This is a genomic window from Maritalea myrionectae DSM 19524 (genome assembly GCF_000423365.1).
GTDB classification, from domain to species: domain Bacteria; phylum Pseudomonadota; class Alphaproteobacteria; order Rhizobiales; family Devosiaceae; genus Maritalea; species Maritalea myrionectae.
In genome coordinates, this window is the sequence record NZ_AUHV01000004.1 from 308,226 (window position 1) to 322,809 (window position 14,584).

The following is a 14,584-nucleotide window of genomic DNA, read 5'->3' on the forward strand; positions in this document are numbered from 1 at the left end:
ATGCCTGATTTCGTAAATCCATTTTGCACTATACCGGCCAATCATTTGGATTTGAGCCGGATTGCCCTCTCCTACGAAGGAGAAGAGTTGGATTACGACAGTGTAGAACGACGCGCTGCGGCACTGGCTGAAAAAATCTGCAGCCTTGATCTTCCTATATCAAAGGAACTGGGCCGGCCATCCGTTGGCGTTTCGCTACGTCGCGGGCCAAATATTTTTATCGCCATTCTGGCCTGTGTGAAGGCTGGATGCGTTGTGGTGCCAATCGATCCGGCGCATGGCGACGACTATAAGCGCGATTTGGTCACGACGGCGCAGTGCAGTTTGGTGATTTGCGACCAAACTGAAAATTGGGCCAGCGCGCCTTGCCACTCTTTGGACAGCCTTGAAGCATTGGCGGTTAGCACGACTAGGGCACCTGCCCCTTTTGCGGCGGGTGATGTTGGCTTTGTGCTTTTTACCTCTGGCACAACTGGCAAACCCAAAGGCGTGATGTTGGCGCTGGACGCGATTGTGATGGCTGTGCAAGCTTTTGGCGCTCGCACAGACATGAATGCCAGCTCTGTCATCGCACAGTTTACCGGGCTTTCCTTCGATTCTGCGGTGCTAGAATTCTTACAGGCCTACCTGCATCGTGCGGAGCTGGCCATTGTGCCGGAGACCGCGCGACTTGCACCTGAAGAATTGGCGACGTTTCTCGTGGACCAAAAAGTCACGCATCTGACGTTACCGGCAGCGATTACCCCTTATTTGCCGCAACGCAATGATTACGCGCTGGAGGCGTTGATTTGTGTCGGTGACAAGCTAGACGATCAATTGCTCTGGGATTGGGCGAATATTTGCCAGACTTTTAATGGATATGGCCCAACCGAAGCCTCAGTTTGCGCCAGCCTGTGCAAAGTGACCCACGGCACGCCAGTCAGCTTGGGCGAACCGCTGAAACATGTGGACTTTTCTCATGATCCACAAACCAACGAACTGTTGATCAGTGGGATTGGACTGGCCAAAGGATATATGGGGGCGCCAGAACAGACTGCAGCGCGCTTTATACTTGGCGAAGATGGTGTGGTTCGCTATTTTACGGGCGATGAGGTTCGCGCAGCGCCGGACGGCAACTTCAAGTTTGTCGGACGGACAGACTTTCAAACCAAAATTCGGGGCGCACGCGTGGAAACCAGCGCTGTCGAAACTGTGTTGTTGCAACGGAATGATGTGCGCGAGGCAGTGGTTATTGCCGTGGGTGACAATAGCAGCGACCGGCATCTGGTGGCCTTTGTTGTGGCCGATAGAGCCAAAGATGAACTTTTACCGCAGCTCAAAGAAGAGCTGAGCAAGAGCCTTCCCGAGTCGCATTTTCCTAAACATTTCATGTTTTTAGAGCGCTTGCCTTACACATTGAATCACAAGGTGGATCGCAAAGCGCTGGCGGCTCTAGCCCCGACTGCGACGCATGATGAGATCTTATCCGATGATTTGGAGAGCTGCGCCCGAGCGGCCTTTATGCAGGAACTGGGTTGCGATCATGTTGAGATGGAGCAGGACTTTTTCCACCTTGGCGGCGATTCAGTTGGCGCGATGCGGCTTTTGGCCAAACTCTCCAAACTGACTGATCGCAAAGTCGCGGTTGGCGACTTCCGGAAGGCACCGACACTAGGGGCCCTAATCGACCTGTTGAAGCGCAATGCATCCGATAGCGTCCAAATTGAACCCAACCAACGTGATACAGATGTGTTGCCACTGTCGCAGCAGCAAAATGCGGCTTGGTATATGTTCAACCAAGACCCGACCAGCAAAGCCTATCTCGCTGAAGCGGTGCATCATTTTGAAGGTGCGTTTGATCCCGATGCGATGCTGAAAGCTGCGCAAAAGATTTTCGATCGGCACGAGATTTACCGCACTGTCTTTTTTGAAGAACAGGGAGAACCTGTTCAGCAGATTCTGCCGCATCACCAGGTTGACTATCCCAGCATTGATGCCACGCACATTGTGCCTGACGCGCGAGAGGATTTTATCAAGCAGACATTTGCCGAAGTTCTGCCGGGCATTTTTGATTTGGGCGAACTGCCCTTGGCACGTTTTGCTTTGATCAAATTTTCCGACGAGCACTACGCCTTACTGCATCAGGAACATCACATTGTGCATGATGGATGGGGCGGTTCAGAATTCACGGCCGAACTGATGGGCTGGTATCATCATTTTGCGACACCTGATTACGAATTCGCGCCAGCTGATGTGCCGCAATATTCGGATTTTTTGCTGACCCAGTCAAAATGGCTCGCCTCGCCGGATGCGGAACGCCAAAGAGCCTATTGGGTTGAACAACTTGCAGATGCGCCCCGTGCTGTGCCGATTTTTGGCAAGAAATCGACGCGTCTGGGCTTTGAAGGTGGTTATGAACGCATCGACTTCACCCGCGCTGAGTGGTGCAAATGTGAGGAGATTTGCCGCGAAATAGGTGTGACGCCTTTTGGTTTCACCTCGGCGGTGTTGAACCTGATGCTTTGGCAATATTCGGGCGAGCGGGACATTGTTTTTGGTGCGCCATTTGCCAACCGAAATTGGCTGAATAGCCAATCAATCCTCGGCATGTTGGTGAACACATTGGTGCTTCGCGCAAAAATTGATCCAGACCAAGATGCGCTTTCATTTATTCAGGAAACGCAAAAGACAATTGATGCCGCCTATGCCAATCAGGAAATGCCCTTTGGCACTGTGGTAGAAGCGCTCAATCCAGATCGTTTTGGCGGGCAGAATCCGCTGTTCAATGTGTTGCTTGGCTTTCACGACACACCGATTGATGTGGACGACATAGTTGGGCTGCGCTGGCGCAAAGATGAAACGGTGATTTCGCAAACCACAAAGTTTGATTTGGACTGTCTTGTAGTCAACCGCGACAGCCATTTCACGGACAACGACATGGTTTCGTTTCTCTGGGAATATCGCAGTGATATTTATGATGCTTCAGAAATTCGCCACTTTGTTGAGAGCTTCAAAAAGGTGTTCTTGGCGCTTTGTGAAGCGCAGCACATGGCCATTGCCGATGTGCCGAGCCTGACGGTTGAACATAAGGATATACTGCTGTTCGATTGGGGACGTGGCCACGATGTGCCAGCCCATGTGCGGGCGCAGCTCGATGGCACGAGCTTTATTGACGCGCTCAACGAACAACTGAAGACCCAAGGTGATCACATTGCGTTGCGGGCGGGCCACGAGGCGATGAGCTATCGCCAATTGGATGAACGATCCGACGCGTTGGCTTCCGCGCTTGAAAACAAGGTGCAGCCGAATGACCGCGTGGCAATTTATGCGGCGCGTGGCATGGCCCAAATTGTGGCAATGGTTGCGGTGCAGAAGTTGCAGGCCACCATTGTTTGCCTTGATCCCTCTCTGCCCGATGGGCGTGTTGAGCATATGTTGCGCGACAGTGCGCCGAGCATTGTGCTTTGGGAGGGCGCATTGCCGCCGCAAGCTCAACCTTTCGAATGCAAGGCGATCAGCGAGGCAATTGCTTCAGATACTGGTTTTGCCAACCAGGCGGCTCAAGATGGGCAGTTGGCTTACGTGAATTACACATCAGGCTCTACCGGACAGCCCAAGGGTGTAGAGATTTATGCCAACAGTTTGTTAGACGAATGTGCGCACCTGATGTCGATTATGGAGCTAGATGCTCAATCACGCGGTGTCAGCCTTTCTCACACAGGCTTTGATGCCTATCATGGCGAGATTTGGCCCTTGTTGCTTGCAGGCGGCAGCATTTCTCTGATTGCGGATCAAGAGCGAGATGATTTGAGTCGCTTGATGCAGTTGATGCGGGAGCACCAGATCAGCGTAGCCTGCTTGCCAACCGGGTTGCTGGAAGAGGCCATCAACAGCGATGTAGCTTGGCCGGATAGCTTGAAAGTTCTGGCAGCTGGCGGAGATCGGCTGTCGGCAGTTCGTTTGCCTGTCGGATTTGATGCGAAACTGCTTAATCTTTACGGCCCGACTGAAACCACCATTGATGCGACATTTTATAAAGTGCCACGCGATGAGCGTGAAGCACCGCCGATTGGGCGACCGGCCGCTTACACAAATGCTTTGGTGATGGACGGTGGACGGCTTTGCCCGATTGGCGCACCGGGAGAATTGGTGATCGGGGGCACGGGCATTGCCAAGGGTTACCGCAATTTACCGACTGAAACCGCCAAGTCTTTTGTGCAGTTCGCCGAATGGCCGAATGAACGATTTTATCGCACTGGAGACAAAGTGCGATGGCGCCATGATGGGCAGTTGGAGTTTTTGGGGCGCATTGATGACGAAATCCAATTGCGGGGCTATCGGATTGCGCCCGCAGAGATTGTGAATAATTTGCAGAGCCATGCTGACGTGGCACAAGCCGCAGTTGCGGTGAAAAACGGATCGCTTTGTGCTTATGTGACGGTGGCAGGCACAATCGATGAAGACAAGCTGACACGTCACCTTAAAGCGCAGATGGCCAAAGTGTTGCCGAAATATATGGTGCCCAACACAATTATGGTGTTGGACCGTCTGCCGCTGACGCCGCAGGGCAAGGTGGACGTGAAAGCGCTGCCAGAAACGATCAGCCAGACCGCGCGGTTCATTGCACCAGAAACGCCAACCGAAAAAGAATTGCATGCGCTTTGGTGCGTGGCGCTCAATATCGAACAACTCAGCATTGCAGATAATTTCTTCACGGTGGGTGGGCATTCGCTCTTGGCCATTCGGTTGATCGGGCGCATTCGTGATCAGTTCAATGTCGAACTCAAGGTGAATGACTTTTTCGACCATGCGACCGTGCAAGATTTAGCTGAATACATTGATCTCATTCAGAGCAGTCTCGCCGAACCTGAATCTGACTATCAATTTGATGGTGAGTTCTAATGGTTCTTGAGCTTTTGCGGCAAGCCAAGGCAGAAGGTATTCAGCTTTATGTGGAAGCTGGGAAACTAAAATTTCGGGCGCGTACCCAACCGCCGAGCGATGATCTTCGCCAAGCGATTATGGGCCACAAATCAGATTTGATCGCTTTTTTTGAAGATCATACCCCTTCACAACAAAACGAGGGTCCACTCGCCGAAAACCCGATGGCTGCTGCCCCCTTATCTCAAACGCAACGGCGTGTTTTTTATCAAGAAACAGCGTTTGATCTGCAAGATACCTATGTGTTGCGGGCGGCCTATCGCTTTGACGGGCAGCTGGACGCCCAGCGGCTACAACGGGCGCTTAATGACATTTTAGATCGGCACACGATTTTACGTTCCCAATTTACACTTGATGATGCGGGCGAAGCGACGCAAACGCCCCTCGCCGATGTGGAACTCGCATTGGATGTTCAAGATGATTTAGACTTTGACACATGGCTGACGGCGCAAATGGCCGTTCCGCTGGATATCGGCAACGGCATGGTTTGCTATGCGGGGCTGTTGCGGCATCAAGACGCAAGCTATCTGTTTTTTGCCTTCCATCATTTGGTATTTGACGGCTGGTCGTTTGATTGTTTTTACAAAGAACTGTCAGCGCTTTACGGCATCAATGAAGGACAAAACCTTCCAGAACTTCCCTTTCAATATGGCGACTTTGCGCGGTGGCAGGGCGGCAAAGACTGGTCGAACAAAAGCCGTCAATATTGGCAGGAACAGCTAGACGGCGCGTCAATTCTAAACACCATCAAACCCGATCATGCCCGCCCGTCGCAAGCAAGTTTTTCTGGCCGCCTTCTAACTGTTCCGGTTGAACGAAAAAGCTTGGATGGACTGCGCGCTTTGGCGCGAGAATGTGAATGCAGCCTCTATTCGGTGATGTTGGCTGCATTTTGTGTGGTGGTGGTGCGATATAGCCAGACGGAGGACTGCGTGATTGGCACGCCTGTGGCAGGTCGGCGAGGCGCAAAACTTGATGATTTGATTGGCTTTTTCGCCAATATGGTGCCGCTGCGGGTACAGACAGATCATCAATTGAGCTTTCGCGACCTTATCCGCCGTGTGCACAAAACCAATTTGGCTGCGCAGGCCCATCAGGACTTGCACTTTGAGCGGATTATCGACCAGCTTGGCTTTGCGGGTGAAGCGAGTTTTACGCCCCTCACCCAGTTGATCTTTTCACTCGCTGAAGAAGCTGAAACTTGCCCAATATTGGATGGAAAAAAGGGCGCCCGGATTGACCTTGATGCGTACCATCTTGGATTTGAAATCGAACTACATTTAACTGGCACGTCAGACGGCGGCCTAGTTGCCAATTGGCTTTATGCGGACAGGCTATTTGAGCAAGAAACCATTGAATCCATTGCCCAAACATATGCTTATGCCTTGGAATGTTTGACAAGCGAACCTGACCAGAAGCTCGCCAAGGTGGCCCTTGTTGCGCCTGAACTTCAGGAAAACTGGGATGCTATCAACAGCGTATCTGCCCCCTATCCCCTTAAACTAGGTTTTGCAGATCTATTTGAAAAGCAGGTTGAGAAAACACCAGACGCAAACGCCTGCGCTTGGCTGGGCAAAGATGGTGCTGTTCAACAGCTGAGTTATGCCGATCTGAACGCACGTGCCAATGGACTGGCTTCCCAATTGATCGCGAATGGTGCGCAAGTGGGCAGCAGAGTGGGCATTTTTGTTGGTCATGAAGCCGACAATTTGATTGCTTTGATTGCCGTGCAAAAATTCGGTGGCGCCTATGTCGTGCTGGATAGCAATAATCCGGCAGCACGCAATGAGCAGATTATTCAGGATACGGAATGTACCCATTTGATCGGGACGGCGCAGCAATTTGTGGATTTCCCTCAAACTATATGCGTTGAACCTGACGGACGAAATGAGGCGCAAAGTCCGAGCCGAGCCGGCAACGGTTGGCATAGTGAAATGCTCGCGGTATTTGTGTTCACGTCCGGTTCAACGGGCAGACCAAAAGGCTCGGCGTTGCCCGCCAGTGCGCTGACCAATCTGATTTTTGCCAGCAAGGAGCGGCTTGGTTTTGCATCCGGACAATGTTTCGGCGTGGCCTCCACCCTCACCTTTGACGCACATCTTTTCGAGATTTATGTCGCGCTGGCCTTTGGCGGGGCCATTGCACTGTTTGAACCAACACGGTTTCGTGACGGAAAACTGCTGAACCAAGATCAAGAACTGCTCGCGGTTGATTATTTGTTCGCCACACCAACGACTTGGCAATATCTGCTTGATGATGGCTGGTGCCCCAAGGCTCAACAGACGATCATTTCCGGTGGCGAAGCTCTTTCAGACCAGCTTAAATCCAAACTGTATACCGCCAATCGTGATATATGTCTGATCAATATCTACGGCCCGTGTGAATGCACCGGTTATGTTTTGGCGTCTACGCTGAGCGACGGTGAAGACGTGCATGTTGGCGAGCCGCTGCCGAATACTGGTGCCCATGTGCTTGATGCATATGGTAACCCTTGCCCAGCCCATTGCGAAGGCGAATTGGTGCTGTCGGGCGCACAAGTGGGTCTGTATTACCTAAACAATGAGAGGCTGACGGCAGAACGGTTTGGCAAGCTTAATGTTGGTGGACGGACTGTGCGGACCTATGCCACGGGCGATGTGGCGAAACGATGCGCTGATGGGACGATCAAAATCATTGGTCGCCGTGACTTCCAGGTTAAAATTAACGGTGTGCGTATTGAACTGGAAGAAGTTGAAACGGCACTGATGCATCATGAAGCAGTGAGCCAGGCAGCCGTTATTGCAAACGCTTTGCCTGATGGCAGCAAACAACTGCTGGCTTATGTTCAAACGACACTTGAACCTGTGCAAGCCAGCAGCGTTTTGACCAGATTTCTCGCAGAGAACCTGCCGCCAAGCTTTATGCCTGCGCACTATATTCTGCTTGATGAAATGCCTTTGACCAGCAGTGGCAAAATCAACCGGAAAGCACTGCCCGCAGCGGATATTACGCAGGAGGTACAGCTAGGCACTGCGCCGCGCAATCGGGCTGAGCAAGACTTGTGCGCGTTATGGAGCAAGCTGCTCGAGCGCGATGTTGTTGACGTGCGCGCCAGCTTTTTCGCTCTCGGTGGCTATTCGCTTTTGGCCATCAAGATGCTCAATCAGGTCAATAAGCATTTTGGCAGTCAACTCGCTCTACGGGATGTGATCAAAAATCTGACGATAGAGGCAATCGCCTCAGCATTGGATGCCAACCAAACGAACGCTGGCGCGGTATCGACTAATATTGAACGGCAAGATTTGTCGCAGCCACTGCCCCTCTCCTTTTCTCAGGAACGCATGTGGGCAATTGACCAAATTGATGCCCACGGTCGGTTCTACACCATACCCTTAGTGTTTGAGATTGATGGCGAATTTGATCTCGACAGGTTAGCAGCTTTCTTTGATCAGTTTGTCGAAGAAAATCCAATTTTACATACGACCTATCTGCAAAAAGCTGATCATGCCTATCAGCAAGTATTGCCCTTTAAACCTGGGGTTCTAAGCGTTTCAGACATGCGCCAAAGCCAAGACATGCCATCGCACTTGGCTGATTTGGAAGATCGGATTTTAAACGCGCCATTTGACTTATCCTCGGGGCAGATTTTCCGCGCGGCGCTGGCGATTTTGAGTGAAGAGAAATCGCGTCTGTTTATTGCGGTGCACCATATTGCGTTTGATGGCAAGTCTGTTGGTATTTTCATTGACCAGCTTAAGGCGTTTTTCAACGGTTCCAGCCAAGTGGCGGATGCCAATTTGAATTTTGCAGACATCGCGGTTTGGCAACATGATCATTATGATGGCGACCAAGATCTTGCTTATTGGGTAGACCGGTTGGAGGACGCGCCGCAATTGCATCAATTGCCATTGGATGCGGCGCGACCCGCGCAGCCTTCGCATAAGGGGCAAACGATTAGCGCTGCACTGAGTGAGGAGGTTTCAAGCAAGCTTGACGCTCTCGCGGCGCGACTAGGTGTGACCGAATTCGCCACCCTGTTTGACGCATTCGCGGCCTATCTCTGCCATGTGCAGGGGCAAGCTGATATCGTGATCGGCACAGCAGTGGCCAACCGTGAGCGTGACGCGTTTGAGGGCATCATCGGCAATTTCGTCAATTCTGTCGCGTTGCGGGTGCAACCTGACTTTTCCGCTTCCTTCAGTGATTTTCTACGTGCCGCCCATGCACAATTTCAAGAAGATATGGCGCACCAATCGCTGCCGTTTGAAAAGCTGGTTGACCGCCTTCAGCCTGGCCGCAGCTTTGCACATAGTCCGATTTTCCAAATCATGATGGTGCAGGACAATAGCGAGAGCGGTGCAATAGATTTGGGCGGTGCGCAAATGCGGATGATTGATCCGGTTGAGACTGAGGCCAAATTTGATTTGTCTGTGGGTGTTCGCCGCGGCGATGTGATCAGCTTCAATATCAATTTTGCGACCGATATTTTTGACGCATCACGAATTCAAAATTTGACCGAAGGTTTTGTTGATTTTCTTGAAAAAGCGGTTGCAGAACCGGCAGCGTCACTTGATCAATTATTGCCACTAACGAAGTTGGAACCCGCTCTTTTCGGGCCTAAAGCTGACATTAATGCGACACCATTTATCGAGCGGTTTGCCTATTGGGTGCAAATGGAAGGCGACGCAACGGCCATTCGCTTTGAAGGCCAAAGCATCAGCTATGCCGAGTTAGATGCGGCGGCGGAACAATTGGCAGACAAACTAGCCTCCCATGAAATTGACGCAGGTAGTTTGGTGGGAGTTCATATCGCGCGCGGGCCGCGTATGATCGAGGCGATCCTTGCCGTTCATAAACTGGGTGCAGCCTACTTGCCGCTCGATCCGGGTTATCCTGAATCGCGATTGGCGCAGATTGTGGCGAGTGCGCGTCCGCATTTAATTGTTACTGAAGAGATCAATAGAGGCTTGGAAGCTCACCAATTTTCAGTTCGGGATCAGCAGTTTTATCAGGCATCTGATGCGCAATTGCCTGTGCAAGTCGCTACTGATGCGGCGTATGTGATTTATACGTCTGGTTCTACTGGTGCGCCAAAAGGCGTGGAAGTTGGGCATCGCAGCTTGTGCAATTATCTTGATGCCGTCGCCAGGCAATTTGAGATGGCGCGCGATGATCGTGTTTTGCAGGTGACCTCACTTAGTTTCGATATTGTAGTGACGGAAATTCTTGCGCCGCTGAGTATTGGCGCGAGTGTCGTGCTTACAGCGCCAGGGCAAGAGCTTGATGCGGCGTTCATTGCTGATTTGGTTGAGACAGAAGGCGTCAGCTTGGTGCAGATGGTGCCATCCATGCTATCGCTTTTGGTGGATCAAAACAGAAAATTTGTGACTGTCCGGCGTGTGCTTTGCGGTGGTGAGGCGAGCTCGACTGCACTATTTCAAACGGCAAAATCGACCTTCTCTAACGCTAAATTGACCAATGTATATGGCCCGACAGAGGCCACTGTTTGGGCAAGCGCTTATGATTTTAGCGGAAATGAAACAGATGGCACCGTGTCCATTGGCGTGCCGCTACAAAACATCTCGTTTTATGTGCTGAACCAAAATCAGCGCCCTGTGAATGCTGGGAACAGAGGCGAACTCTATATTGGTGGCGATGCGCTCGCTTATGGCTATCTGCATGCGGATGAATTGACGCAAAAGGCGTTTGTTCAAATTCCGGGTTCTGCGCAGCGCCTATATAAGACGGGCGATCTGGTTCAGCAGCGACCGGACGGCACGTTCGCGTTTGTAGGACGCACCGACAGTCAGGTGAAAGTTCGCGGTTATCGTGTTGAGCTTGGAGAGATTGAGGCACAGTTGAACGCGCTTGGGGTGCAGCATGCTGTGTGCCAATTGCGTGATAATCGGTTGATCGCTTTTATTTCCAATGGAGAGCCAAACGCTCTGAGCGCTGAGCTGGCGCAGGTGTTGCCGGATTACATGGTGCCCTCATTGATTATTCAGCTTGAACAATTTCCGCTGACCCCCAATGGCAAGATCGATCGGCGCGCGCTAGCAGACCTTGAAATTGGTATGACGCCCGCCGCCACCGAAGAACCGCCGCAAGGTGAAGTTGAAGCCACCTTGGCGGAGATTTGGACCGATGTTTTGGGACTGGAAAATATTGGTCGCCATGCGAACTTTTTCACCATTGGCGGACATTCCATGCTGGCCATTCGGGTGGTCACCATTTTGCGCGAAATGCTGGAAGAACATGTGGATGTGAAGGTGATTTTTGAACGGCCAACCATCGCCAGCCTAGCTGCATATTTAGAAGAATTTTACCTGCAAGACGAACTGGACGGGACGACACAATGAGTGGGCAAACAATTTCAGCACCATCAAAGAAGTCACGGTTTTCGCGCGATCGTTTGAAGCAGGTGAAGGCCAATGCGGGCATTCCCCGTTTGCCGCGTGATGGTCGGCCATTGCCTGCGTCTGCAGCACAAAAGATGTTTTGGTTGCTCTCTCAGGGTGAAGATGCAAGCGCAGCCTATATTTTGCAGGCCATGTTGCATTTGGACGGCCATATTGATCAGGATATGCTCGCTCAGGCCTTTCAATGCTTTTCTGATCGCCATGAGGCATTGCGCACGTCATTCGAGATGTCTAGTGACGGTCTGGTGCAACATATAGCGGCCGTTGGAACACCCTTCCCGCTGAGTTTTGAACGTTCGGAAAGCATTGCACAACGTGATGCACAAATTAGCAAAGCTGTCGCCATGCCGATGGATTTGGGTCGGGGTGCGTTGGTGAAGGCGTATCTGTTTAGCGTTGGCGATGAGGACCATATTTTACTTGTGTTGGCGCACCATACGGTGGCTGATCGCGATAGCTTGGGCCTTATGCTGCAAGAAGTTGCTACTGAGTACAGCGCGCTTGTTGCTGGAGCTCAAGCGCCTGCAAATGCTGACGCCCTTCCTTATGCCGACTTTGCGGCTTGGGAGCAGGACAAAGTTGCGAAAACGCAATTGGCGCGTGAAAAGCAGTTCTGGCGGCAAAATTTGGCGGACTGCCCAGCACTTTCCACGCCAGTCTCTGAAAAGAAGCGACCCAAGGTGGCTGAATTTGAAGGGCAAACGCTGGCGTTTACGCTCGACGCCGACGTCACCGCGAAGGTCCAATCCTTTTCACGCCAGGCTGGTGTAACTGATTTTACCACCGCCCTCGCCGCATGGGTGATTTTACTGCAAACGCAGGCGCATCAATATGATGTGGTGACGGGCACACCGGTATCGCTGCGGAATTTGCCGGAACTGCGCAATAGTTTTGGTCCGCTGGTCAATTCATTGCCGCTGCGCTTTGGCACTCTGTTTGACCAGTCAGCCGACCAATTGGTGCGGCAGGTTCAGTCAGTGTTTTTGGCGGCGCAGAACCACCAAAACATTCAATTTGACCAAATTATTGAGGCTGTAAATCCACCGCGAAATCCATCGCATAGCCCGCTATTTCAAACCATGTTTTCTTGGGCGCAATCTGATGATGATGGCGAGTTGAAGTTTGGTGATTGTTTGGCCACCCCAAGCACACTTGGTGGCCAAACAGCGCAATTGGACCTTACGTTGGATCTGGTGCTGCGGGGCAATCAGATAAATGGCGAATTTGAATTTGCGACGGCGTTGTTTTCACCTGAGGAGGTTGAGGCGCTTTCAATTCGTTATCAGCACATCTTGGAGCAGTTGGTTGCGCGTGATGGTGATGAGTCTGCCTATATATCGGCAGGTTTGTTTGCCAAACCTTCTCGCCTTATTGGGTTGGGCCAAGCTGAAGATGATGCGCCATTGGTACATGATTTGATTGCCCAGCAAGCCGAAGCCCGACCCGTTCAAATCGCTGTGCGGGACAGTGAACGTTCCATCAAATATGCAGAATTTGAGCATCGCGCCGAACAGATGGCGCATTTGTTGCGGGCCAAAGGCATTTCCGTTGGCGATAGGGTCGCGATTTGTCTGCCCCGCTCAGCAGAGATGTTTATTGCGGCTCAGGCCATTTTGAAAATTGGTGCCTGCTTTGTGCCGATTGATTACACCTACCCTTCTGCCCGCAAGGCCTTCATTGTGAAGGATTGTGATGCGAAAGCTGTCATTGTGGGCGATGCAGATGCCTCTACTTTTGCTGATGTGCCGATGGTTCGGTTTGCGGAGTGCATTGATGCAGGTGGCTTTGAGTTGCCCGCTGCTGAGGCGCTGCGGGATCAGCTGGCCTATATCATCTATACATCTGGCTCCACCGGCACTCCCAAAGGCGTATTTGTGCGCCATGATGCGTTGGCACAAATGGCGCAGAATTGGCGGCATGAGTTTGGATTTGATGCGCACATGAATGTGCTGCAGATGGCCAGCTTTGGCTTCGATGTCGCGATTGCGGACTTCTTCCGTACTTCGTGCTTTGGCGGAAAATTGGTTTTGTGCCCTAAGGAGACATTGTCTGACCCTATCGGGTTGGCTGGCCTGATTAAACAAGAAGGCATTAACGCAGCAGACTTTGTACCTGCTGTTTTGGACAGTTTGACGGAAGATAAAGACTTGGCTCGCGACTGCTTTAGCCAGTTTCGGCTGGTCCTTTGTGGTTCTGACCATTGGTCGTTGGATCATGCGCTGCGTCTGCGTGCGATATGCCCTGCAAGCTGCCAAATTGTGCATGCCTATGGGCTAACTGAAACAGTGGTTGATGCACTTTATTCTGATGTACGCGAAGTTGAAGATGGTGCCAGCAGCTTGCCAATAGGTGCCCCAATTGGTGCAAATGTCGCCTTAATCTGTGGGCCTGATTTGAACGTGTTGCCACAAGGTGCTGAAGGCGAAATCTGTATACAGGGCGAGTGCTTGGCTGGCGGTTATTGGCAGCAAGATGAATTGACCGCGGCTAAATTTGTTCGGAAAGCGAACGGTGAGATTTTGTTTCGCTCGGGCGATTTAGGTCGTCTAAATGCAGACGGGCAAATTGAGTTTCTTGGGCGGATAGATCGGCAAATTAAAGTTCGTGGTTATCGCATTGACCCTAGCGAGTTGGAACATGCAATTTTAGGTTTCGGGGCTAAGCAGGTTTTTGTTTGCGAGCGAAATGGGCGGTTGGTTGCCTATGTGGTTGGGCAGTTGGATATGGACGCGCTGGCTTCGCATTTGCGGGCTGCATTGCCGGATTTCATGGTGCCTGCACATTTGGTGCCGATGGATAGTTTCCCGCTGACCACCAACGGCAAGATTGATCGCGATCGCCTTCCGCTACCTGAGATAAATCAAGAGTATGCAGCACCAATTGGCGACATTGAAGAAACGCTTACCGAAATCTGGCACGAGTTTCTGGGTGGTGCGCCTATTGGTCGATTTGACAATTTCTTTGAACGTGGCGGCCATTCAATGCTCGCTGTCCGCATGGCGCTTAAGGCAAGTGAAATGTTGGGTCGACAAGTCGATGGGACTCAGGTTTTTGCACATCCCACTTTGGCAGAATTTGCCGCCACGGTGCAGCTGTTAGATGCGCAGGGCCCGAAGCTAACAAAACGCAAACATGTGACACATATGCCGCCGTCCTACGGGCAGGAATCCTTGTGGTTGCTGGCGCAAGATGTGGAGCAAAATGCGGCCTATAATATGCCAATGGGGTGGCGGCTATCGTCAGACGCAGATGTGGGTGCGATTAAG

At 51.7% G+C, this 14,584-nt stretch carries 3 protein-coding genes (1 of these 3 running past the window's edge); all 3 read left to right on the forward strand.

The features are described from left to right. Tightly spaced (each overlapping or abutting the next), the 3 genes in view from G549_RS0112845 to G549_RS20260 form a layout consistent with a single transcriptional unit that may run on beyond the window. The gene (locus G549_RS0112845) at positions 1 to 4,881 is read left to right on the forward strand and encodes a non-ribosomal peptide synthetase (protein WP_027835364.1); all 4,881 of its coding nucleotides are present in this window, start codon (positions 1 to 3) and stop codon (positions 4,879 to 4,881) included. Beyond that, positions 4,881 to 11,258, forward strand: a complete 6,378-nt coding sequence (locus tag G549_RS0112850) for a non-ribosomal peptide synthetase (protein ID WP_027835365.1) — start codon at positions 4,881 to 4,883, stop codon at positions 11,256 to 11,258. The genes G549_RS0112845 and G549_RS0112850 overlap by 1 nt, the downstream gene beginning before the upstream one ends. Then, positions 11,255 to 14,584: the 5' portion of a non-ribosomal peptide synthetase gene (locus tag G549_RS20260; RefSeq protein WP_051213783.1), read on the forward strand. Its footprint extends 6,897 nt past the window's final position; 3,330 of the gene's 10,227 nt are visible here — the first part of the coding sequence; it begins with the start codon at positions 11,255 to 11,257; its stop codon lies off the right edge, out of view. The genes G549_RS0112850 and G549_RS20260 overlap by 4 nt, the downstream gene beginning before the upstream one ends.

Bases quoted from the DNA above. Each gene is read 5' to 3' on its own strand.
- G549_RS0112845 (WP_027835364.1), top strand. From the start codon at position 1: ATGCCTGATTTCGTAAATCCATTTTGCACTATACCGGCCAATCATTTG.
- G549_RS0112850 (WP_027835365.1), top strand. From the start codon at position 4,881: ATGGTTCTTGAGCTTTTGCGGCAAGCCAAGGCAGAAGGTATTCAGCTT.